Origin of the sequence: Hyphomicrobium sp., assembly GCF_036262015.1 — a bacterium.
Lineage (GTDB): Bacteria > Pseudomonadota > Alphaproteobacteria > Rhizobiales > Hyphomicrobiaceae > Hyphomicrobium_C.
Genome location: NZ_DATAJR010000004.1, coordinates 194,669 through 217,921 on the forward strand (window position 1 = coordinate 194,669; position 23,253 = coordinate 217,921).

General features: G+C 59.9%; 19 protein-coding genes, 1 tRNA gene, 1 other RNA gene and 1 pseudogene. 8 read left to right on the plus strand and 14 right to left on the minus strand.

Annotated elements, in window-relative coordinates; all coding sequences use genetic code 11:
- Nucleotides 1–11 precede the first annotated feature (11 nt).
- The 4 genes from rnpB to VHO05_RS01955 form a co-directional block, all read right to left on the minus strand.
- Nucleotides 12–404, minus strand: an RNA gene (gene rnpB / locus VHO05_RS01940) — RNase P RNA component class A.
- A 76-nt stretch (nt 405–480) separates the two neighbouring features.
- A complete protein-coding gene (locus tag VHO05_RS01945; protein WP_329644928.1) occupies nt 481–1,842 on the minus strand; it encodes a glycerate kinase in 1,362 nt (453 codons plus the stop codon).
- Nucleotides 1,843–2,027: 185 nt separating this feature from the next.
- Nucleotides 2,028–2,816, minus strand: a complete 789-nt coding sequence (locus VHO05_RS01950) for an N-acetylmuramoyl-L-alanine amidase (RefSeq protein ID WP_329644929.1) — start codon at nt 2,814–2,816, stop codon at nt 2,028–2,030.
- Entirely contained in the window at nt 2,813–3,583 is a 771-nt protein-coding gene (locus tag VHO05_RS01955) for a TerB family tellurite resistance protein (protein WP_329644930.1), read from the minus strand. The genes VHO05_RS01950 and VHO05_RS01955 overlap by 4 nt, the downstream gene beginning before the upstream one ends.
- Nucleotides 3,584–3,665: 82 nt before the next feature.
- Between VHO05_RS01955 and VHO05_RS01960 the strand changes: the two genes are divergently transcribed.
- On the plus strand, nt 3,666–7,277 hold the full coding sequence (locus VHO05_RS01960) for a hydantoinase B/oxoprolinase family protein (RefSeq protein ID WP_329644931.1): 3,612 nt from the start codon (nt 3,666–3,668) through the stop codon (nt 7,275–7,277).
- A gap of 27 nt (nt 7,278–7,304) precedes the next feature.
- Here the strand turns inward: VHO05_RS01960 and VHO05_RS01965 are convergent, their stop codons facing one another.
- Nucleotides 7,305–7,577: a hypothetical protein gene (locus VHO05_RS01965; RefSeq protein ID WP_329644932.1), complete on the minus strand. Its 273-nt coding sequence runs from the start codon at nt 7,575–7,577 to the stop codon at nt 7,305–7,307.
- 266 nt (nt 7,578–7,843) lie between these two features.
- On the opposite strand from VHO05_RS01965, the gene VHO05_RS01970 reads away from it, so the two are divergent.
- Nucleotides 7,844–8,680 carry a pentapeptide repeat-containing protein gene (locus VHO05_RS01970; RefSeq protein ID WP_329644933.1) on the plus strand — a complete coding sequence of 279 codons (837 nt, stop codon included), beginning with the start codon at nt 7,844–7,846 and terminating at the stop codon, nt 8,678–8,680.
- Nucleotides 8,681–8,703: 23 nt separating this feature from the next.
- Here the strand turns inward: VHO05_RS01970 and VHO05_RS01975 are convergent, their stop codons facing one another.
- Both VHO05_RS01975 and VHO05_RS01980 read right to left on the minus strand, forming a co-directional pair.
- Nucleotides 8,704–9,474, minus strand: coding sequence for a sensor histidine kinase (locus tag VHO05_RS01975; RefSeq protein ID WP_329644934.1), 771 nt, complete (start codon nt 9,472–9,474; stop codon nt 8,704–8,706).
- 210 nt (nt 9,475–9,684) lie between these two features.
- Entirely contained in the window at nt 9,685–10,116 is a 432-nt protein-coding gene (locus tag VHO05_RS01980; RefSeq protein ID WP_329645418.1) for a DUF2852 domain-containing protein, read from the minus strand.
- Between the two features lie 183 nt (nt 10,117–10,299).
- On the opposite strand from VHO05_RS01980, the gene VHO05_RS01985 reads away from it, so the two are divergent.
- Nucleotides 10,300–10,890, plus strand: coding sequence for an acyloxyacyl hydrolase (locus tag VHO05_RS01985; RefSeq protein WP_329644935.1), 591 nt, complete (start codon nt 10,300–10,302; stop codon nt 10,888–10,890).
- Nucleotides 10,891–11,024: 134 nt separating this feature from the next.
- Nucleotides 11,025–12,026: a tetratricopeptide repeat protein gene (locus tag VHO05_RS01990; RefSeq protein ID WP_329644936.1), complete on the plus strand. Its 1,002-nt coding sequence runs from the start codon at nt 11,025–11,027 to the stop codon at nt 12,024–12,026.
- 23 nt (nt 12,027–12,049) lie between these two features.
- Here VHO05_RS01990 and VHO05_RS01995 read toward each other — a convergent pair whose 3' ends face one another.
- Complete coding sequence (locus VHO05_RS01995; protein ID WP_329644937.1) at nt 12,050–14,314, minus strand: bifunctional diguanylate cyclase/phosphodiesterase; 2,265 nt, start codon at nt 14,312–14,314, stop codon at nt 12,050–12,052.
- Nucleotides 14,315–14,518: 204 nt separating this feature from the next.
- Between VHO05_RS01995 and VHO05_RS02000 the strand changes: the two genes are divergently transcribed.
- From VHO05_RS02000 to VHO05_RS02010, 3 genes are all read left to right on the plus strand, one after another.
- Complete coding sequence (locus VHO05_RS02000; protein WP_329644938.1) at nt 14,519–15,046, plus strand: thioredoxin family protein; 528 nt, start codon at nt 14,519–14,521, stop codon at nt 15,044–15,046.
- A gap of 427 nt (nt 15,047–15,473) precedes the next feature.
- A complete protein-coding gene (locus tag VHO05_RS02005) occupies nt 15,474–16,202 on the plus strand; it encodes a ceramidase domain-containing protein (protein WP_329644939.1) in 729 nt (242 codons plus the stop codon).
- Nucleotides 16,203–16,318: 116 nt separating this feature from the next.
- Nucleotides 16,319–16,405: transfer RNA gene (locus VHO05_RS02010), tRNA-Leu, on the plus strand.
- 493 nt (nt 16,406–16,898) lie between these two features.
- Here the strand turns inward: VHO05_RS02010 and VHO05_RS02015 are convergent.
- Nucleotides 16,899–17,375 (minus strand): hypothetical protein, encoded by a 477-nt coding sequence (locus tag VHO05_RS02015; RefSeq protein ID WP_329644940.1) that lies wholly within the window; start codon nt 17,373–17,375, stop codon nt 16,899–16,901.
- Between the two features lie 127 nt (nt 17,376–17,502).
- On the opposite strand from VHO05_RS02015, the pseudogene VHO05_RS02020 reads away from it, so the two are divergent.
- Nucleotides 17,503–18,348 (plus strand): annotated as a pseudogene (locus tag VHO05_RS02020) (PLP-dependent aminotransferase family protein); the annotation flags it as partial.
- A 393-nt stretch (nt 18,349–18,741) separates the two neighbouring features.
- Here the strand turns inward: VHO05_RS02020 and VHO05_RS02025 are convergent.
- The 5 genes from VHO05_RS02025 to VHO05_RS02045 form a co-directional block, all read right to left on the minus strand.
- Nucleotides 18,742–19,098: a cupin domain-containing protein gene (locus VHO05_RS02025; protein ID WP_329644941.1), complete on the minus strand. Its 357-nt coding sequence runs from the start codon at nt 19,096–19,098 to the stop codon at nt 18,742–18,744.
- 152 nt (nt 19,099–19,250) lie between these two features.
- The gene (locus VHO05_RS02030) at nt 19,251–20,291 is read right to left on the minus strand and encodes a DUF3445 domain-containing protein (protein WP_329644942.1); all 1,041 of its coding nucleotides are present in this window, start codon (nt 20,289–20,291) and stop codon (nt 19,251–19,253) included.
- Between the two features lie 26 nt (nt 20,292–20,317).
- On the minus strand, nt 20,318–21,277 hold the full coding sequence (locus tag VHO05_RS02035; protein ID WP_329644943.1) for a PDR/VanB family oxidoreductase: 960 nt from the start codon (nt 21,275–21,277) through the stop codon (nt 20,318–20,320).
- On the minus strand, nt 21,274–21,963 hold the full coding sequence (locus VHO05_RS02040; RefSeq protein ID WP_329644944.1) for a dimethylamine monooxygenase subunit DmmA family protein: 690 nt from the start codon (nt 21,961–21,963) through the stop codon (nt 21,274–21,276). The genes VHO05_RS02035 and VHO05_RS02040 overlap by 4 nt, the downstream gene beginning before the upstream one ends.
- A gap of 74 nt (nt 21,964–22,037) precedes the next feature.
- On the minus strand, nt 22,038–23,165 hold the full coding sequence (locus VHO05_RS02045) for an aminomethyltransferase family protein (RefSeq protein ID WP_329644945.1): 1,128 nt from the start codon (nt 23,163–23,165) through the stop codon (nt 22,038–22,040).
- Between the last annotated feature and the right edge of the window lie 88 nt (nt 23,166–23,253).

Sequence of the window (23,253 nt, forward strand, 5' to 3'; positions counted from 1 at the left end):
ACAGGAGAGAAATTGCCAGCCGGCCTGTAAGCCGGGTTCTGTCGCGAACGGCCATTCATCTGGGACGCCCATTGCTGAGCGCCTCAAGCAACCAACCCGGGTGACTGGCGTGAAGACGCGCCTCCGTGCCGGGTTTCCCCGCACGCGGCCACCCCTATTTGGTCTTGCTCCGGGTGGGGTTTGCCGTGCCGCGCCTGTTACCAGGACGCGCGGTGCGCTCTTACCGCACCGTTTCACCCTTACCGCACCGGGCCGAAGCCCGGCGGGCGGTTTGTTTTCTGTGGCACTGTCCCTGGGGTCGCCCCCGGCGGCTGTTAGCCGCCACCCTGTCTCCATGGAGCCCGGACTTTCCTCCACCGCCCGAGGCCGTAACCTGAGGCGGCAGCGGCCGTCCAGCCGGCTGACAACGGGCACATAAGGGCCGTCCCGATCCCCACGTCAAGAGTGGTGTCGCAAACCGATGAACGTGCGACTTGGGTCCTACGTCTGCGGCTGCAGGCGCTGGCGGCGCTGGCTCAGCTCCACGGCAGCGCGCGTCAGCCCCTGAACGCGTTTCGCGCGCAGGAAGCGCTTCACCGGCTTGTTGCGTTTCGCCATCGGCTGGGTCACGACGGATTGAGGTCCGGCACTGTCGAGACTGGTAGGCGTTGTTGCGGCAGGAGCGGGCGCCTCCGCGACGAGTATCGACGCGTCTGCCGCCATACGCTGGCCGATGACGATGAGGCGTGCGAGCCGCTCGCCCGCGTTCTGCAGATACTCGCGCGACTTCGCCATTGCGACTTCGAGCGGCAACGGGCTCGGCGTTACGGTCTCGATGGCGTCGATGCCATGCTGGAAGACGCCGTGCGCGTCGTCCGAGAGCCCGCCGCCGATGGCGACGACCGGCACGCCATGGCGGCGCGCGCACGCGGCGACACCGGCGGGCGTCTTACCGAATGCGGTCTGGAAATCGACGCGGCCTTCGCCGGTAATCGCAAGCGAAGCGCCCTTCATGTGCGCGTCGAGCTTCGTCGCGGCGACCACGAGTTCAACGCCGCGTTTCATAGTTGCGTTCGTAAAGGCGAGCAATCCGCCGCCGAGGCCGCCGCCCGCGCCCGCGCCGGGCTGCTCGACGATATCCCTGTTGAGATCTCGTTTGATGAGCGCGGCGAAGTACGCGAGATTGCGGTCGAGCGTCTGCACCATGTCCGGCGTCGCGCCCTTCTGTGGGCCATAGACCGCAGAGGCTCCCTTCTCGCCGGTGTAGGGATTGGTAACGTCGCACGCCACGCTGATGGCCACGTTGGCTAGGCCCGGAATCATCTCGCGGGTATCGATCGCATGGATGTCCTCCAGCCGGCCACCGCCGAGGGGCTCCGTAATCGCAGCGCCATTCTGATCGATGAAGCGCACACCGAGCGCCTGCGCGAATCCCACGCCGCCGTCGTTGGTGGCTGAGCCGCCGAGGCCCACGATGATTTCCTCGACGCCGCGGTTGATGGCGTCGGCAACGAGTTCGCCCGTGCCGTAGGTGGTTGCGCGCAAAGGATCGCGTTCGGGCTTTGGCACCAGAGGCAGGCCCGAGGCCTCCGCCATTTCGATCACGGCTGTGCGGCCGTCGCCGAGCAGGCCGTAAGAGGCCAGAACCTTCTGGCCGAGCGGACCGGTGACCGCGCACTTCACGATGCGCCCGCCGGTTGCGTCGACGAGCGACTGCACAGTGCCTTCGCCGCCATCGGCCATCGGAATCTTGATGTACTCGGCATCGGGCCACACGCGGCGCAGGCCCGTCTCCAGCTCGCTCGCCACCTCGAGAGAGGTCAGGTTCTCCTTGAAGGAGTCTGGGGCGATGACGATCTTCATTGCGCGAATTCCTTGTTCCCTACCCACGTCTGCCCGTCTTCTTGTTTTCCCCCGGGCAGGGTGGCCCCACAATGCAACACTCTACGGCATCGAGGCCAGAGGCCGCGTCCGCGACAGAAGGTCGAAGTATAGAGGAGATCCACAGTCCAAGCCGTTTAGCGCGTGCATTCAATTGTCAGCATTAATCAAACGATCCGGCCATCTTTGAGGCCCGCCGCTGCGCAAAGTCGCGACAGGGTATCCAACGTGGAGCGGTCCAACTTGCCATCCGTCTTGGCCGGGCGGAAGTGAAGCTGGAACGCCCGCACGACAGTCTGCATGTCGGAGTCAAAAGATCCTTTGAGATCAATTTTGTAGCCGTAGGCGGTCAGGAAATCCCGCGCTTGCGCAACATCGACGCTCGATAGCGTGCAGGGCGTCTCGGTTTCGTCGACGGGAGACGGTGCAACCCAGAGCCCCACGCCTTGCCCGGCGAGCCACGGCCAGTCGAATTTCTCGCCGGGGTCGATCTTGCGCCCGGGGGCGATATCCGAATGAGCGAGAACGCGATGGGGTGGGATGTCGTGCCGGCGCGTGATATCGCGCGCGAGGGCGGAGACGGCCCGCATCTGTACCGCCGGGAAATCGGGATAGCCCAGCATGTGACCGGGGTTTTGGATCTCGATGCCGATGGAGGCGGAGTTGATGTCCGTTTCGCCGCCCCAGTACGAAACACCCGCGTGCCATGCGCGGGCCTCCTCGGCCACCATCTGAATGATCCGCCCGTCCTCGTCGATGACGTAGTGACAGGAGACCTTGCAATCAGGCCGTGACAGCACGTCGATGGCCCGTTCGACCGTCGGCAGTCCGGTGTAGTGCATCACGAGGATCGACGGCGCATAGCCGGGTTTGCGCGGCTCGATGTTGGGAGAAGGGTGCAGGTCGGCGACGAGCAGGCTGTCTGGCCGCGCAATTGGGATGAGGCTGACCGTCACGCGCGGCCTCCCTCGAACCGTCGGCCGTCGACGATGGCTTCGTAGGCTGTATTGATCGCTGCAAGCTTCACGGTCGCGGCCTTGATCAGCGCAGCTTGGGCGCCCCGCGCCATGAGGCGATCCGGATGGAAGCGTTGGACCAGCTCCAGATAGCGCGATCTCACTTCCTGCTGCGAAGCCGAGGGCGCGATCCCGAGCACATCGTACGGATTGTCCATGTCGCGCACGAAAGGCGCACGAATACGCTTGAACTCGTCGCATGTAATTCCGAACGTACGTCCCACCGTGCGCAGGAATACCTCTTCGGCCGGATGCAGGATGCCGTCCGCGCAGGCGATCATCAATAGGCACTCAAGTACGTTGACCTTGAGATCCGGCTCGTACTTGAGCATCCGCGCGATGCTCTCGGCGTAGCTTTCGAAACCTGCCGTATCCTGGCTCGCCTGCTCGTAGAGGCGGCGGATCATCGGCACTTCGTCGGGCGACGGCTCGAAGAAGCGTTCGAACGTCTGGCACTCGACTTTAACGGCCACGCCGTCCGCCTTCGCCATCTTCGCCGCGAGCGCAATGACGGCCGCGGAAAACGCCGCGGTCTGATGGGCGGGTTTGGGACGCACCAAGCGGGCCAGGGCCGGCCACCAGGGGTCGAGGCGGTCGGCAAGTCGCGCCCGCAAACGCGGATCGCGCTCGGGTTCGACGATGTCGGAAAGGCAGTCCAGGGGCATGGACGAATGCTTACCCGCTTCCGCGCCAATGATGAAGGGCATGGACTAAATTTCATAATCGGCGGTTGACGCTGGCTAAACCCGCCGATAGCCACCCATTCTGCAGACTTTACCGGTGAGGCGGATGGGGCACGAAAGCACAGCGTGGCAATTCTGGATCGATCGCGGCGGTACGTTTACCGACATCGTGGCCGTGACGCCGGAAGGCCGGGTATCCGCGCTGAAGCTGTTGTCGGAGGCGCCGGGTCTTTACCAGGACGCGGCCATCGCCGGCATTCGCCGCTTTCTCGGGTTGGCTCCGGATGAGCCGATTCCCGCAGCGCGCATCGCGTCCGTCAAAATCGGTACCACGGTGGCTACCAATGCTCTGTTGGAGCGCAAGGGCGAGCCAACCGTCCTGGTCATCACGGAAGGCCTCGAAGACCAGCTCGAGATCGGCACGCAGGCCCGCCCGGACATCTTCGCCCGCCGCATCGTAAAGCCGGACATGCTCTACAGCCGCGTGGTTGGGGCATCCGAACGCGTCCGCGCCGATGGCACGATCGAGAAGCCTCTCGATCAGGGCAAGCTCGCAGCCGACTTCGCGTCAGCCCGGCGCGAAGGCTTCAACAGTGTCGCCATCGTCTTCATGCACGCCTTCGCTCATCCTGAGCACGAATGGCAGGCGGAAGCGCTCGCGCGCGCCGCTGGCTTCACGCAGATCTCCGTCAGCCATCAGGTCGCGCCGCTGATCAAGATCGTACCCCGTGGCGATACAACGGTCGCCGATGCTTACCTCTCACCTATCCTGAGCGCCTATGCGAACGGCGTTGCAGGTGCTTTCACCGGTGACCTCGAAACGCGCCTCCTATTCATGGCCTCGTCCGGTGGCCTCAAGACGCGCGCGCATTTTCACGGACGTGACGCGATTTTATCGGGACCTGCGGGCGGTGTGGTCGGCATGGCGGAGACCGCGCGTCGTGCGGGCTTCACCCGTGTCATCGGTTTCGACATGGGTGGCACGTCCACCGACGTCGCGCACTTTGCGGGCGACTACGAGCGCACGTTCGAAACTGAAGTGGCCGGAGTGCGTCTACGTGTGCCGATGCTGCGCATCCACACGGTCGCCGCAGGCGGGGGCTCGATCCTGAAGTTCGACGCCGGGCGGCTCCAGGTTGGCCCAGAAAGCGCAGGCTCCAATCCCGGGCCCATGTGCTACCGCCGTGGCGGGCCGCTGACGGTCACCGACGCCAATGTCATGCTTGGCAAACTCGATCCGGATTTCCTTCCGCACGTGTTCGGTCCCGCTGGCGACGCGCCCATCGATGTGGAGAGCGTCCGCAGCGCCTTCAGGGGGCTTGCAGGCAGGATCGGAGACGGGCGCACACCGGAGCAGGTGGCGGACGGCTGCATTCGCATTGCCGTCGAGAACATGGCCAAGGCTGTGAAGAAGATCTCGGTCGAGCGCGGCTACGATGTCACCCAGTACGTGCTCAACGCGTTCGGCTCGGCGGCGGGACAGCACGCCTGCCTGATGGCCGATACGCTCGGCATGCGCCAGGTGTTGATCCACCCGCTCTCCGGTTTGCTTTCGGCCTACGGCATCGGCCTCTCATCCGTACGTGCAAGTCGCGAACGCTCGCTCGAAACTCCGCTCAATAAGGAGGGGCTTGCCGAGGCGCAGGGGCTCTCCAATGCAATGCGGGCCGAAACATCCGATGAGCTGGTCCACCAAGGCGCGGAGTCTGGCAGGCTCAGCGCCACGGTGCGGCTGCATCTGCGCTACGAGGCCACCGAAGTCGCATTGCCCGTGCCCCTGGCGGATGTCGAAACCATGCAGCATGTGTTCGAGACCGCGCATCGGCAACGCTTCGGCTTCGTCTCGCCGGAGAAGCGCATTTTCATCGCGCTGGTCGAGGTTGAAGCCGAAGGAGGCAGCGATGTTCCAGAAGAAATTATCGCCGGGACAAATGCTTCAGCCGACGGGCCTCAATCGCGCACGCGCTTCTATTCGCAGGGCATCTGGCGCGACGCCGAGGTGTGGCGCCGCGACGGCCTCGCGCCCGGTCAAACGCTTGAAGGCCCTGCCGTCATCACCGAAGCCAACCAGACCGTCATCGTCGAGACCGGCTGGTCCGCCGAATTGACCCCACGCCGCGATCTCGTGTTGACGCGCACGACGGCGAAGGTGCGGGAGAAGATTGGGCTCGACGCGGATCCCGTGCTGCTCGAGGTATTCGGCAATTTGTTCATGGGCCTTGCCGAGGAGATGGGTGAGGCGCTCCGCGCTACGGCCCAGTCGGTGAACATCAAGGAGCGGCTCGATTTCTCGTGCGCGGTCTTCGACGGCAATGGCCAACTCGTTGCCAACGCACCGCACGTGCCTGTGCATCTCGGCAGCATGGAGAGCGCGGTCGAGACGGTGATCCGTGAGCGTGGTGCAGCGATGCGCTCGGGCGACACCTACATGCTCAATGCGCCGTACTCGGGTGGCACGCATCTCCCGGATATCACCGTTGTCAGTCCCGTCTTCCTTGAAGGTGCGACGGCACCGTCCTTCTATGTCGCAAGCCGTGGCCATCACGCCGACATCGGCGGCACGGCTCCTGGCTCGATGAGCCCGGATGCCACGACCATCGAGCAGGAGGGCGTTTATATCGACTGCGTGCCATTGGTGAAGGACGGCCGTTTCCTCGAGCAGGAAACGTACGCGTTGCTCACGGGGGCCAAGTATCCGGCGCGCAACCCAGCTCAGAATATTGCAGACCTGAAAGCGCAGGTCGCCGCCAACGCGCGGGGCCGCACGGAGCTTCTGCGTCTTGTTCGCGAATTCGGCGAGGATGTGGTTTCGAGCTACATGGGCCACGTTCAGACCAATGCGGAGGAAGCCGTGCGCCGGCTCATCGGCCGCTTGAGCGATGGACAGTTCCGGGTCGAGACCGATGGCGGCTGGTCCGTCGAGGTGCGCGTTGCGATCAATCGCGCGCGGTGCGAAGCGACGTTCGACTTTACAGGAACTTCGCCGCAGCAGCCGACAAACGTCAACGCACCCGAGCCCGTCGTGCGCGCCGCAGTGCTCTACGTCGTACGTGTCCTGCTCGACGAGCCGATCCCGCTCAACGCCGGCTGCTTGCGGCCAATCAAGATCATCGTTCCGGACGGCTCGATGCTGAAGCCGCGCTATCCTGCAGCCGTCGTTGCCGGCAATGTCGAAACGAGCCAAGTCATCACCAACGCCCTGTTCGCAGCGCTGGGCGTGCTTGGCTCGGCCCAAGGCACCATGAACAATCTGACCTTCGGCAACGATCGCGTGCAGTACTACGAGACGCTATGCTCCGGCTCGCCCGCGGGCTTCGACCGCTACGGCAACGGATTCGACGGCACCGCGGCGGTGCACGTCCACATGACGAACACACGTCTCACCGATCCCGAGATCCTGGAAAGCCGCTATCCCGTGGTGCTCGATCGCTTCGCGATCCGCCGCGGCTCGGGCGGTAAGGGGCGTTGGGCAAGCGGCGACGGCACGCTGCGCGTGATCCGCTTCCTGGAGCCCATGCGCGCCGCCATCCTATCGGGCTATCGCAAGGTGAGACCCTTTGGCCTTCTGGGTGGTGCTCCTGGGGAGGCTGGTCGAAATGCCGTTCTGCGCAAGGACGGCACGCGCGTCGAACTTTCCGGCGCTGCGAGTGCAGCAGTCGACGCTGGCGATGCAATCCTCATCTCCACACCCACCGGTGGCGGAGTAGGCGAGACCTAACAGTCAAATGCCGAGTGGTGGCTCCGATCAGCTGACCAGTGCGAAGACGAAGTGCGGTTCGTCGTTGGCGATGCTGAAGGGCTGCTCGGCAAGCTGCGTCTTGATCTGCCGGGCCTGCTCGATTGCCGTCTCGCCCGTGATGTTGAGGCGGACGAGATTGGCGATGCTCGTTTCGCGCTCGTCTTGGCCGCCGCCCTCGGAAATTTCCGGATTCCGAGGCGAAAGGTCGATCTCGGCCCGCGCCGGGCGATTCTCGTAGGTCTGTAGCGCCGAGACGCCGCTCAAAGCCGAGTTGATCATCTGTCCTCCAAGGGGCATGTCGACGATTTGCGCATGCCAGCCTTGCCGCGACGGACTAACACCTCCGTCATCTGTGGACTGTGCCGCGCAGGAATTAACGGGAAGCGCATGCAGCAGCTAAAGTTTTATATATTCGAGAATTTTGTCGAGGTGCTCTGCGCATGTACCCACAGCGAAACATGGCACTTGAACTCTCGAGGCCGCGAAGGAATCATTTAGATTGATCAGACTGCGGCTGGCGGGCCGCAGCGCAGCGAGTGCAGATCATGGCGGCTGTTCTTCCACGGCACGGTTGGATGTGCGCGGTTGCGCTGGGCGTAAGCTTGGTCGCGGGCTTTGCTTGTGCGGAAGAGAACGTCTCGCCGGACGCAGATTTCACGGTCCGGGAGATCACGCAGCAGCTCTTCAAAGCCAAACCGGGCGAGCGTCTGGACTATGCCGGCCGAGATTTGACGTATCTCGATCTCTCGGGGCTGGATTTCAAGCAGGCGAGTCTGGCGCGAACCGATCTCTATGGCGTCGACTTCACCGGATCCAATCTGAAAGGTGCGGACATCTCCAACGCGCGTCTGGATCGCGCGGTGCTGATCCGGGCCGATCTATCCGGCGCCGACCTTCGCGGCACGACGATCTTTCGGCCGACCGTCTATTCCGACATGCAGAACAGCTACGCGGATGCCCCGCGCTTCGCCGGGGCGAACCTATCCGGGATTCGGGTACAGGCTGATCTCTCGGGAGCGGATTTTCGCGGCGCCGATCTCGCCGCAGCTGATTTCAGCCCGCTCGAAGGGCGGCCGGGGCAAGGCACACTTGTCACCTTGGCGCGCAACATTCTCAAGTCGTGCAATTTTTCCGGTGCCTCGTTGCGCGGCGCGAACCTCACACGCTCTGTTCTGACGTTTTCGAGTCTCGTTGGGGCCGACCTGACCGGCGCGAACTTGAGCGAGGCCGACCTGTCGAAGGTCGATTTTTCAGGTGCGGATCTCTCGGGCGCCGATGTAACCGGTGCGGACTTCGACGGTGCCAATCTGGCAGGTGTCAAAGGTTTCGATACCGCAACGGGGCTCGATCGAGCCCTGAACCTCGACAAGGCGGTACGCTAGAGTGCCCGATAGATAGGCCGAGATCAGGACGCTTCCGCCAGCCGCATATCCTGCGCTTGGAGAAGGGGCAGCCGAACGGTAAAGCGCGCTCCCCCCATCGGAGAGGCGGCAACCGTGATATCACCGCCGTGCGCGCGTGCGATCTGCCGTGCAATGACGAGCTCCGCGCGGCAGCCCACCTGCCGGGAAGGAGGGGTGCTCATATAGTAGTGCCACTCGAAAACGCGCGTGCGATCGTCGCGCGCGATTCCTGGCCCATCGGTGTCGACGTGAACGACGAGCGCCGTCGTGCCATGGTCGTAGGAAATCGAAACGCGCGCGCTACCGGACAACGCGTTCTCGAGGACAATGTCGAGAGCACGCGAAAGAGCGGGCGGGCTGGCCAACGTCTGAAGCGGGACGGCGGTCGGGGGCAGCGTCAGGCGCGCTCTGCTCATATTGTTGGCTAAGGTTCTTAGAAGTGCCGTGAGATCAAGTGGCTCGAGAGTTGCGACGACAGGCACATCGCGCGCAATTTTGAGCGTGTCGTCGAGCATGCCAACGAGGTCGTCGATGCCTGTCAGGGCCGGGAGACCTCCCTTTGCACCGAGAGTATGGAATTCTCCGGTGTGCTCAGGCCGAAAAGAGAGCGACGCTTCGCTCGCGAGAAACGCGAGAGCCGCGTAGAAGAGAAGCGCATACGGCGCGATTGCGTAGAGAAGGCGCAGATCGTCGTTTCCGATCACGAGTATCGCGATCAGAGTTGTTCCAAGAACAGCCAGGATGCATGCGACGACCCCGCGGCGCGCGAGCATCGAATAGTCTCCAGCAGGCAAAACGATCAGTGTTCAGAAACTATGGGGCACCCGATGACGAAATCGTTACGCGACGAGGAAACCGGCGAGCATTTTCTTCGTCGGCAGCATTTCCGAGCCGTTAACGGCTGTATCGCGCGCCATTGTGCCCAACAACAATGGGCCGGCCCTTTCGAGCCGGCCCATTGTCTTTTGACTGACGGCTAAGCGTCAGGTCTGCGGGGCGGGAGAGGGGCCTTCCGAGGCAGGCCCCGAAGGCCGGTTCTTCCGTTCTTCCATGAACTGATCGAACTCGGACCGGTCCTTGGCCAACCGCAGGCGTTCGAGAAAGGCGCGGAACTCGCGTTGCTCGTCTTCAAGGCGCTTCAGCGTCTCTTCACGATACTCGTCGAAGGCGCGATTGCCTGAGGACGAAAAGCCGCCACCGCGCCACGCCTCCTGTGCCCGCCGTTCCCACTTGTCCGCAAAGCGCTGTTGCCAGCGACTGCGGTTGCAACCCCAACCGTGTCCCATGCGTCCGCTCCAGAGAAGAAAGGCCAGGACGGCAAGTCCCAGCGGCCAGAAAAGGATAAAGCTCACCACCATGAGCGCGAGCCACGCCGGCCGGCCCATATCGTCGAGCTTCAGAACCATGTCGTGCATCACGAAACCCTCATGTGAATGTTTATCACATTAACATATTTGGAGGAAGCGCCGGTTTTCGTCAAGGGTCCTGGGGCTCGTTATTTTGATGCCTCGACCCTCAAGCGCGACGGACACAGCGATCTGAAAATAGGAAGAGATTACGCCGATGTAAGACGCAGGGCCGTGCGAAGTGAGAGAACGTTGGCGGAGAAAATCGTCATCGGTGTCCAGATGCCCAATGCCGTGTCCTCGCGCGCCCTTGTTTGTCTCGCGTTGTTCGCGCTCCTGACACTCGCTCCGGAAACCACCGCTCTAGCGGACGGCTGGATCGAGGAGCTGAAGGTCGGAGTTCTGGCTCACGACGTGCCGGACCTTTGGAGCGGCTTTCGCGCGGAATCGAACTCGGCCGCACTAAACTTCGAGGCGCTGCTGTCGCCCTCGGTGGTGTTTCTAGGTGGAGCGATCCGGCCCGTCGTTGGTGCGTCAGTCAACACCGAGGGCGGCACGAGCAACATCTATGTCGATGCACGGTGGCAATATGAGACACCGTCGGGAATTTTCTTTGGCCTGGGGCTGGGTGGGACTGTGCACGACGGCCAGCTCGAGCTGAAAGATTTCGATCGCAAAGCGCTGGGCTCGCGCGTCCTGTTCCACATTCCACTGGAAATTGGCTACCGGCTCGATGCGCACAACAGCATCTCCGCCTACTTCGAGCATATGTCGAATGCCTACACGGTTGATCCCAACGAAGGGCTTGATCGCATCGGCCTTCGCTACGGCTATCGCTTCTGATCTCGACGTGCCGACGGTCCTTTTGCTTCCCTCTGTTCCGGTGGGAACAGTGCGCTACCACCGAAAGTCCCAGACTGCCCACTCCGACTTGAAAATTCGGCCGGCGTCGGCCCGGTGAACGGAGGGAGTAGACCATGCAGCGAACGAGGATGCAGTCGGGGCTTCTCAAGCGAGCGAGCCTTGCCTCCTGCCTGCTTGCCATAGCGACACCTGGTTTTGCCGGAATGACTCAGGATCTCTCAGACTGTACGGCATCGGACCGTAAATCCAGCGCCGCCGCTTGCACGCGTGTGATGAACAGCGGCCGGTTGCCGAAGGAGCAGTTCTACATCGGCCATTACAATCGCGGCTGGTCGCACTTCAACGCGGGGGACACCGAAAAGGCGTTGGCGGATTTCGACAAGTCGATCTCCTACAATCCCGGCTATGCCGACACTTACTACAGCCGAGCCGTTATCCAGCATGACCTCGGTCATCGCGAGCAGTCACTCGCAGATCTGGACCGCTATGTGCAAAAGAAGGGCGAGGTCGCAGAAGCCTACTTGAATCGGGCTCGGCTGTTTCGCGCGCGCGGCGAGTTGAATGAGGCGTTCTCCGCGACTCAGCGCGCCGGATATCTCGATCCCAGCGACGCCAAAGTGGAGGTCATGCGCGCGCTCGTCCTGTCCGATATGGGAGAGAAAACGCCTGCGCGTATGGCCGCAGACAAAGCCATTGCAGCGAAGCCAGATGAAGGGAGCGCCTACTACGCCCGCGCGCTTATCAGCTATCGCGAGAAGAACAGTGACGCCGCGATGGCTGATCTCGAAATCGCGTTGGCCCGCAAGGATAACAATATCTCGGCGCATGAGCTGAGGGGGAGGATCCACGCGGAGCGCGGCGAAACGGACGCCGCCGCAAAGAGCTTCATGCGCGCGTTGGAGATTGTTCCAAAATCGTTGGAGGCTCGCGCGGCGCAGCAAGAAGCGCGAAAGCGCCTTGCGGAACTTCCTGGCGGCGTTCAGATCAAAGACAAGGTCGCGCAAGCCCCATCGGCTACGCCACCTCCGCAGAAGACTTCGAGTGAGACAGAGCCGCCGAAGTGCCGCCGGTTTATCCCTTCCGCAGAAACAACGATTGCGGTCGACTGCCCTTAGAAAAACCCTAGGGGGTGGCGAGCCTAGGCCGCTCGCGCGCCCGCCGCGTTGTTCGGCTCGGCGACAAGGTGCTCTCCGTTGCGGGCAAAGACCTCGACGAGCCCGAGAGCGGAGAGCGGCGGCGACAGCAAATAGCCTTGGAGGTTGTTGCAGCCGATTTGCGACAGGAAATCCTGTTGCGCTCGTGTCTCTACGCCTTCGGCCGTGACCGCAACCCCGACAGCGTGCGCCATCGTCACAATGGCTTGCACGATCGAGTTGGATTGCGAGGAGTCGCCGAGGTTACGCACAAACGACCTGTCGATTTTTATCCGGTCGATCTCGAGCTTCATGAGATAGCTGAGCGAAGAGTAGCCCGTGCCGAAATCGTCGAGGGCAATCTTGACACCCGCGCTCCGCAACGCCTTCAAGGAGCGGCCGGAAGCATCCGATGCGTCGAGCAAAGTACTCTCGGTAATTTCGATCTCGAGCCGGTTCGGCGGCAGGCCAGTTTCGTCGAGAACGCCCAGCACGCGTTCCGCGAAGTCTGGTTGACGGAACTGGAGGGGCGATACGTTGACCGAGACGACATCCACGCTCCAGGATTGCGCCGTTGCACACGCCTGGCGCAGGACCCATTCACCGAGCTGGTCGATCAATCCGCACTCTTCGGCAAGGCCGACGAATACGAGCGGCGAGACGGAGCCAAGACGTGGATGGTTCCACCGCACGAGCGCCTCGACGCTTGAAACAGTAAGCGTGCCGGCATGGTAGACCGGCTGGTAGACAACCTCGAGCGCGGTGTCTGTTTCGAGCGACTGGCGAAGCTCGGCTTCGAGCGCATGGCGCTGCTGGGCGGCCTCGTTCATGTTCTCATCGAAGAACTTATAGTGCTGGAGCGCGTCTTTTTTCGCTTGATAGAGAGCGATATCGGCCTTGCGTGCGAGCTCGCCGCGCGTAACGCCGGCCTCCGGTGTCATTGCGATGCCGATGCTGATTCCGATGCTTGCTTGGTTGCTCGCAATCTCGAACGGCTGCGACATGGCGGAAACGATCGTGCGGCAAAGCGCTTCGATGTCTTCCTTGTTCTGCAAGTCATTCAGGAGGATGGCGAACTCGTCGCCGCCGATCCGGCCGAGCAGATCGCCAGCCTTCAAGGCTCCGCGTAGCCGCGCTGCGACTTCGCAGAGCAGCATGTCACCCGCAGCATGGCCGAGCGTGTCATTCACCTGCTTGAACCGATCGAGGTCGAGACACATCAGCGCAAGATCTTGTCCCTCGCCTCGGAATGCGCTGAGCTCTTCGTCGAGCCGGCGACGGAAGTAGGCGCGGTTCGGAAGTCCAGTCAGCGTATCGTGAAACGCCAGATGCGTAGCCTGGGCTTCACTGGTAATCAGGTTGGTGTACGTACGCTTGAGATCGCGAATGAGAAACGCGATGGCGATGCCGATGCCGACGAGACCGGCGGCAAGAAATGGCAGGACATCCGCGAGGATCGTCGATCCGGGAAGCTGCGGCGTCCAGGCGAGATGCCCGATAAACGCGCCGTCTTCCGTTCTAAGCGTATAGGACTGCTCGCTGAGCTTCACGTCGTCGGTCGCTGAAAAGCGGACGCCTTCGAGGAGATGGGCCGTTCCGAGATCCGCGAGGAAGCTGCCATCGAGAAAGCGGACGCTGGCGATCAAGACCTCCGATCCCCGCTCCTGCGCAACAGCGGGTGAATGGGGGACGAGCGGCATGACGCTGATGAGCGCAGGCCGCCCATCCAGGATTGCAAAATCCTCCGCGCGGGGAATGCGCGCCTTTCCAGCCTCGAAGGCATCGAGCGCACCGGCAGAAATCTTTTTGCGCAGCGTCGTTGCGAGCAGTTCGATCTCGGCGTCGGCAATGCCGTAGCCGACATCGGTCTGCTTGCCGTTAGTCATCGCGTAGGAGACGCGGTTCTTCGCGTCGACGACATAAACGTGGTCATGCTTGAAATAGTCGTACATCCACACGCCGAGGTTATCGTTCACCCATTTGGGGTTGAACGCGTTTCGGGTGTTCAGGACAGCCTCGTCCCAAATGGCGACGCTCTCTTGGTCGTAGGGAATTTTCAGTGCGCTCTGCGCGACGGCAAAAGAAACGGTTTGCAGCAATCGTTCTCGCGCGACCTGATCGGCCCGCGTCGCAGACCACAGCACGACGCCAAGCACGAGCAATGTCGCGGCGAGGAACGCGAGCACGCTGCCTACCGAGAGCACGCGCAAGGAACGGTCGGTTCGGGAACCTGTTTCGCCCGAGGGTGCGGAAAGTTCAAACGAGGTCACGAGGGAGGTGTCCTGCCACGTCCAATAGTGTGGCGAGACTAAGCTCTGATACTTAATGAATGCGCGATATCGGTTAGTTAACTGCTGATAAAATCATGTCCCGAGGGGCCGGAGCGTGCCGAGAAGCCAGGGCTCCCGTGCCCGGTCCCGTCTTGCTTTGGACGCCGGAAAGCAGGAAAAGATCCCCCTGGAAGGAGCTCATTCATGCAACGCATTTGCACCACGGCTGGCCGTTCCGTTTTCGCTATTGTAGCCGCACTCCTGGTGTGCGCCGGCGGATTTGCTGCGGCCCGCCAGCCCAATATGGCGGAGCTCTGGAACGGATCTCAGATCGATTGGCGAGAGGTCGGGCCAGGCATCCAGGAAGCGAGCCGCACCGGCAAGCCGGTCGTGATGCTCTTTCACGCGTCTTGGTGTACCTCCTGCAAGCGGTACCGTCACGTCTGGAAGGATCCGGGCGTTGTCGCGGCATCGAAAAGCTTCGTGATGATCCTGGTGGACGTGGACAAGGATCCCGATGCGAACGGCGCCTTCTCGCCTGACGGCACGTATGTTCCGCGTACGATCTTCTATACGGCCGAAGGGGACGTGATTCCGGACGCGGTCGGGAAGGATTCCGAGTATCCTCACACCATCGACCTTGACGACCCGACTGAGCTACGCACCCTCATGCAAAAGGCAACGGGCAAGACGTCTGCCCCGCAGGCGCCCGACAGACGCGCGGAAAACTGAGACCGGGCACGCTCCCCGTTAGCGTAGGATGAGAGCCTTCTCGTTCTGAGTTTCCCAGAAGTCGAGAACGTCGTCGCGGATCGTATCGCGGCAATCGACTGGTTGATTCCCGCGGCAATCGATCCACGTGCCGCGGTCAAGGCGGGCCTGAAGCCCGAAACGGCCCTGCCTCAGTGGTGCAACGATGCAGCCGTGGCCCCACGCACTACAGGCCTTGACCGGTTTCAAGGACTCTGTGGCGTCCGCATCACCGATCGCGCCAACGAGTAAAAGGCAGGATAAGGAGAAGCGTCGCATGAGCCGTTGGCCGTTGCTAAAGTGAGGACGCGGGATACCCCACGCTCCGAATAAGGCATGATAGGGAGCCGGCGCGGCAAAGCAAACGCAAATGCAACCGATGTGTTTGCGAAGGCACAAGCGGATCACCATGAATCTCGGCGAAAAGATCTTCCTCTACTGCGAGCGTGGCCAAGATCCCTCCTTTTGGGCTGAGCCGGTCAATGCCCTGACCAATGCGGCTTTTATTATAGCGGCTATGGTCGCGACCCGAGATTACTTGGCCGCGCCGCCCGAACGCCGCACGGCGTCGGCCGCGGCGTTGGTTGCCATCACGTATGTTATCGGTATCGGCAGTTTCCTCTTCCATACCTATGCAACGCGATGGGCGTCGCTCGCTGATCAGATCCCGATCTCCGTGTTTATGCTTACCTACTTCGGATATTTGTTGCGCCGCTATCTGGGACTGAACTGGCTCTTTGTCCTGATCGGACTAGCCCTGTTTTTTCTCACGATCCGCTATGCAGCGACCATCGAATGCCGGCAGGCCGGCTTGCTGCCCATCACAGCCCGTAGCGGGGCGCGCTGTCTGAACGGCACGATTGCCTATGTACCAGCCTTCATTGCGCTTGCGGCCTCGTCCCTTGGACTGGCGCTGATCCGCCATCCCGCCTGGCGGCTATTGGGCGTCGCTTCGGTCGTCTTCCTTGTCTCAATGACGTTCCGCACCCTTGATCTCGAACTATGCGAGCTGAGCCGTGTGGGCGGTCATCTGTTCGGCACCCATTTTCTGTGGCACGTTTTGAACGCGCTGACGCTCTACTTGCTGCTGCGCGCCTCGATTCTTCATGGCCGCCCCTACGACAAGGGGAACGTATGAACAACAAGCAAGCCATACCTTGAGCTGTCGCCCCGCCTGTCGCATAAGGGGGCGCAGGGGTCAGGCAAACAGCGTCGTTCGGTACGCTTCCTGGCGCACTCCAGCTCGACGGCTCAGCGGACGTGGTGGAATCGGTAGACACACAGGACTTAAAATCCTGAGACGGCAACGTCGTGTGGGTTCGAGTCCCACCGTCCGCACCAATAAAATCAATGAGTTACGCGGTTCGTGCTGTTCAGAGCGGTTCGTGCTGAAATGAACGATGTTTTCAATATTAGCGACCAATTAGCGACCACTTTTTTGGCGATTTCTGCGGGTCGGGAAGCAAATGTGCGTAGGCCGCAGCCGCTTCTCTCGGCCGCGATACGCAGACCCGTTTGGGTGGTGATGGCTGGCGCAGAAGCGCGCTCATCCGCCGTCCAGTTGGCAGCCAATAAGCGGCGGCGTTTCGCCCCGGCAACCATGATTGGTCGACGGGCTCGAAGCAATACGCCCTTCTGATCCCGACAATCTGGGCATCCGAGTCGTCGGTGATCGAGTCGGGGTTTTCTTTCGAGCGCGCTGTCGAAGTCGGCACACTTACCCACCGGGTGAAAGAGGTTCTCCCCGACGCCAAAGCAGCTGTTCTCAAGGGGGGGTGCGGCTGAAGTGGTCGGTATAGTCCGGGTTCAAGCCAAAGCAGAGTTTGCCGGTACTCTAAACGAAATCCTTCACCGTCTTCGCGTTCATAAGTTTCGCGTACGTCGTGTAGCGTGGTCCTTGCATCGAGCCGCTGGGCGCATCACCAAACGGGATTGGCGCAATCTCCTTCGCGGCCTCGGAGAAAACGACCTTGTATTTTCCCTCCTCGCCGTACGGCTCAATCCGCGCCACCGGAGCAACATGGGTAATTGCTTGCACCGGCCGCGTTTGATAGCCAGCGATATATTTGATCTTCGGAAGCATTCCCCCACCGATACGAATTGCCCACCACGCGTTCTCACCCAAGAAGCCGCGCTCAAACCCTTCCTTCTGTGCGGGCACGATGATGGTGTCTGGTTCATCCCTTGGCTTCGCTGTGGACTGCGCCACACCACTCGATACCATCGGTGTAGCGACAGCGGTCGGTATCTCGAACGCACGCAAGCCGACTAGTGGCAGGATGTCTCGATTAGGCGCGAGCAAAGCCGGCAAACGAAATTATGCGTATAAAACATAATAGAACCTGCGTTTTTACACGTGTCTGAACGTGCATCTAAGTAGAGCACGTGACTTTTAATCATGGGGCCTTACGCTGAAGTACGTACGAGTTCGCGTGAGCACTCAGGCGATCGACCTTGTCTGCCGCGTCCTGCTGTCGCCCGGCGATACCGTATTGGTCGATGACCCTTGCTATTTCAATTTTCGAGCGCTGCTGCGGGTACACCAAGTCAAGCTTGTCGGTGTTCCTTACACGATCACAGGGCCCGACATGACTGTCTTCGAATCTGTCCTCGCGGCGGAGCGGCCCCGTCTCTACATCACAAACTCCGCGCTTCACAATCCGACGGGCGCTACGCTCTCGCTGCAGACCGCCTACAGGCTCTTGAGCGTGGCTTCCGCGCACGATCTCACGATCGTCGAGGACGATATCTTTGCTGATTTCGAACCGGAGGCGTCGGCACGGCTTTCCGTTCTCGACGGCCTCAACCGCGTCATTCGGATTGGCAGCTTCTCGAAGACGTTATCCGCTTCCGTCCGCTGCGGCTACATCGCCGCTCGCGCGGATTGGATTGAAGGCCTGCTCGATCTGCAAGTCGCCACTTGCTTCGGTGGGCCGAGCCCCATCGCAACGGAGCTGATTTCCAGTGTTTTATCTGGTGGCGGCTACCGCAAGCATATTGAGGAACTGCGCCAGCGCCTTACGCAAGCGAGACGCAAGATGGCTTCCCGTCTGGAGCCTCTTGGAATTCGGCCCTGGCTGACGCCACGCGGCGGATTTTATCTTTGGTGCCGCCGGCCTGAGGGCCAGGATTCCGCCTCACTCGCTCGTTCGGCCGTCGAGGAAAAAGTGGTTCTTGCCCCCGGAAATGTCTTCAACGTCGCGCAGTCGGGCGACCCGCATATCATCGCCGTCCTCAAGCGGCTGATGGGCTCGCGTCCCGCCGCGGGAGCATCTCAGGATTAAGTCGTGCACCGCTGACACTGGTGGATGGCGATTCAGAAGGTCCGCTCAGGGTCAATTGCTACCGGATACGGCGACTTAAAGACGAGCGAACCTCATCGACAAGCGGACATGGCCGAGTGTCAGCGGCGGAGCCGCCTACGGCGCTATCGCAAATGTCTGCTAGGGGACTTTTCGGTCAACGGCACGACGGCAGCTCCGTCCCAAGAAGCGGAAATTCTGCGATTACATACAAGGCAATGCAGTTGACCCTTCGGACGACGTCCTGTCGGAGACACCCCGGCCAGACCTGCAATCTCACCGAGCTTTGCAGGCTGACCGCGAGGATGTGCACGAATTTATACTGAAGCTGAGACGAAAGAACAGCAGTGACCAATATCACCACCGTTTAGCGTGTCAGGACGCGCGGATGACAAAAACCTTACGAATTCGATCCTCTGTCTTCCACAAACCCGTAAAGCCCTTAGGGATCTGAAAGCTATCACCGGCTTCGAACGTAGTTGGCTGCCCGTAGTCTGGGAACAATGTCCCTCGGCCTTCGAAGACATGAATAAATTCGTCGGCCGTATAGACTACGCGGTAAGTGCCTGGCTGAGCTTCCCAGAAGCCTGTCAGAAGCTTGCCATCGTCGGATTTGTGTTCAATCCAAGTCTTCATGGATGGCGCTCCGTCATAGGGAGTCCAGCCAACCAGGTCCGTTACAATCGGAGTTGTCTGCGGATTGAACTTTTTCCCGAAGCTCAGGATGCTCATAGCTTAGTCCTTGTTTCCTGGATGACATTGTGTGGCAAAAAGGGCTGGAAGATCTGTGATCTTCCAGCCAGTTTAGGGTCCGGGAAGCAAGGGGGCTTCGCGAACCTCGGGGAGCGCTCGCTGCTTGTAATTGAGGCCATGATCGTTGAATTTCAGTCTGGGCCACAACCAGCTGAGGTCGGCTTGCCGTCGTCGTAATGCGACAGCCATTCTATAGTGGTATCACGGTACCGTGTGATGCCCTTGTAATCGATTAGATCTGTCGGAAGAGATTGCAGCACGCGATGCATTCGGCGCCCCCACTTTGGAACCGTGACGAGTTCGCTCATCTTGATGAGGTAGCCCCGGATGGAGAACAGAATTGCGTTGGATCGCGGTAATCGCCATAGAGCCTGCAGCTCGACCCGCAAGTGAACCTTTTCGCCGACATTTGCCAGTGAAACGGTCGTACGATCTCTCCCCCATTTCGGGTAATTCTCTGGACTGGTGTCAAGGCGCGAATTGACGGTCATCGTCCAGTTCAATCGGCGCACTGGGTGACCATTTTTTAGATTGAGCAGGAATCTTAGAGCCCTATCGAAAACGCCCATATCGTGAGCCAGCGGCACGGGACCGTGCCATTGCATGAAGTTCATGCCGACATCAAAATCGAGAGACCAATCGGCTTGGCTTGTAATGATCCCAGCGTCCATCCATAGCTGACCGTCACGTTGGTCTTGGATTGAAAAGTCGCCCTGGCACTGGCGTCCGACGTACTCCATTGGCTCGCAAGGAAGCGTGGCCGTGTCTCCGAAGGTGAACCGTTGGTCTATGCCAAGCGGACGATTGATCCAATGCCAGCGGTCCCCATCCGCAGTGAGCGAGAACCATTGGGGGTAATCGCGCGCCATTGATGTCATGACAAGTTCGAGGAAGTCCCATTGCGCGAGCATCATGTGCGGAAGGGCCTGACACCGCAACGGATCCTCGCTGAGGACGATCGCGCGATCTTTCATTTCCGCAACATAGTGCTCGTTAATATCGATCGGGAATTCGTAAACTGAGCCATTAGGCCCCTTTGTATGCGGCTCAATGTTGACCGAATACATGTACTTGTCTTCAGGGAACGGGAATGGAAAGCGCTGGATTGCTTCCTGGCTATTGAAAAAAGTATAGTCATCCCGAAAAGACTCATTTTTAAATTCCTGGTTCATCGAGCACTCCTCGCAGAAGATGATATTTAGAGATCGAGGGTCAGGCGCGATCCCTGGATGCGGGACACGCAAATCATAATTTTGTCGCCTGCCTTTTTTTCCTCGTCGGTAAGGTAGTGGTCTTCATGTTGAATGCTCCCATTACAGCTCAGGATTGGCGTTTCGCATTGTCCGCATGCGCCACCCCGGCAAAGACAAGGCGCTTCAACGCCGGCCGCTTCGAGTGCCTGAAGGATACTTTCGTCTGCTTGCACGCGGATGGTTCGATTTGTTTTCGCAAGCTCCACATCGAAGGGAGCGCCCGAACGCGGAGCAGTAAAGTGTTCAGCGTGTAAGTGCTGGCTCGGCCAGCCCATATGATCTGCGCGTTGAAGCACGTCGTTGATCATTCCTGCCGGCCCGCATACGTAAAGATGCGTCCCAAGTGGCTGTCCGCAAAGAACTACATCGGTATCGAGAAACTCAGATCGATCGGTTTGATAATGTCGTACACGTGCGCCAAACTTGCGTTTCAACTCGCCCACGTATGCGCCGGATCGCGAAGTGCGGGTCGCATAGTGAATCTCGAAAAGACGGCCCAGCTTCTCGAGCTGTTCAGCCATTGACATTATCGGTGTGATGCCAATTCCGCCGGCGATCAGAAGGTGTTTTCGCGCACGCAAGTCGAGCTCGAATAGATTCACGGGGGAGCTGATAGTTACGGCTGATCCTTCGTGCAAGTAATCATGAACGAAACGGGAGCCGCCGCGTGAAGTCGGCGTTTTAAGTACGCTGATCTCGTAACCTGCCTCGCTGTCGAGCGGGCCCATCAAGGAATATGCGTTTCTGTAGAGCTTGGAGCCGTCCCGCATTGTGAGAATAGTGTGCGACCCTGCGGAATACGTTGGAAGCCTACTTCCATCGGCCGAAACAAAACGGAGACGCTTAATGTCCTGAGCGACCGTTTCGATACGATCTACGAGAACCGGAATCTCTGCACTCGTCATTTGAACGCCTCGATAACCTGTGGGAGATCACCCGGTACTTCTGCGTCCACGCATACACCTTGGAATGCAGCATGCCGGATAGAATAATGATCCCGGACTAATAGGTTGGTACGGCAGTGCGCGCACTCCACAATGTTCGTTCGCACATCTTCGGTAAAACCTTTGCAATGAACGCATTGCACGCGACGAGCAAAGCTGCCACGGTGTTCGGTAATGACCGATTGTGGATCCATGCCGTATGCTTGAGCCAGCTGAATGGTAAGACCGATCAGCGCTTCGGTTCCAGACGCATAAATTTGCGTTCCCATCCGCGCAGAGTGCAACACACCTGCCAAGCGATTAATCGCAGTGGGGATGGACGGCATGATATGTACGGAGTCGGCCGAAATCGACTCTAAAGGCGCGGCATGTTCTGCTTTGCCTTCGTTGTGCTCGGCAAAAACAATCGTGACATGTCCACCGATGTCCTGCGAATGAACGGCGAACAAGTCGGCAATAGCATTTACGCCATCACCATCCGCAACAAAGACATGGTTGCGGGAGGATTTGTTTACAGAAAGACCATTGTAGCGTGGTCTACTTTTTATTCCATCGACGAGCATCGTCTCGATCCACCAGGGGTTTTTTCTTGTGCGCTCCGAAAGTGGGTTTTCTGATTTGCTTCGATTGGCGTGCGTGATTTCCATGATCAATCGAGGCAAGATCACGAGGGGGAAAACAACCGGGTCCCCTCGTGACAACCGTCAGTCAGCACTCGCCATTAATCGATGCGCTGCGACCGAGGATGCGTTCGCAACCGGAGAGGATCATAGAAGGGCATCCGCACGACAGTTGCTTCGATCTCGTTCCCATTGTCTTGGACAACCAGCGGCGTTCCTAATGCGGTAAAGTTCGGCTCGACCTGCGCCAATGCTAGAGATTTCATTAGATGGCGACTAAAAGCAGCCGTGGTGATTACGCCGACCTTCTTGCCGTCAGAGAACAGGGGCGATCCCGGACTAACAGCGGTTTCCGAGTTTATCTCAAGCCCGGTTACGAAAGATCTTTCTTTCCCCCGACGCTTAGACAACGCGTCCTTGCCGCGAAAATCCGCTTTGTCTAGGTCGACAGTCCAGTCTGCACGTACTTCCCACGGAGTGGTATTCTGCATCGGCATCTCGCACGGGAAAAAGAGTAGGCCTGCTTCAACTCGCCCGATATCGAGGCAATCCCAAGAAACCGGCGCAACTCCGGCCGATCTTCCGGCCGCAAGAATGGAATCCCAAATCGCAACGGCATCAGCGGCCTTGCAGAACACCTCAAAACCCAGTTCGCCTGAATATCCACCTCTTGCTATGGATACATCTCTCCCAAACAGTTTTCCGCTGGCGTGCTTGAAGTAAACTAGCTTAGCAAGGTCGACATCGGTGTGGGACGAAAGGATGGCCTTCGATGCCGGCCCTTGAAGCGCCAGCACGTGAACATCCATGTCCTGTTCGAAGGTGACGTCGTAACCTTTCTTCAGCGCTTGCATCTCTTCGAAAAGCTTGCCCCCGCCATGCGAGATGCGGAATTGGTTCGGCCCATCGCAATAAAGTAGCGCGTCATCTATAATGCCGCCTTCTTCGTTTACGGGGTTGGAAATTTGAGAATCGCCAGCATTCATTTTTGAAATATCGGACGTGAAGATGTAGTTTAGGAACTCAGTAGCTTGCGATCCGGATACATTGACGATATTCAGCGCAGACACATCGATCAAACCGGCGCGATAGCGTGTGGCGGCAATTTCCTCGTATGGGTCCGACTTATAGCGTTGAGCCAGTGGCATCCCATTCCATGAATTGGAAAGATCGGATCCCAATTCGCGATGGCGCTGCTCGAGGGCGGATCGTCTAGGGGTTGCGGGCATTTGGAGGTACTCTTGCTTTCATGAGATACTCGCGAGCCAAAAGTCGGCTCAGCAGTGATCCCTGCTGTTGTGGGTTTGGGTGATGATG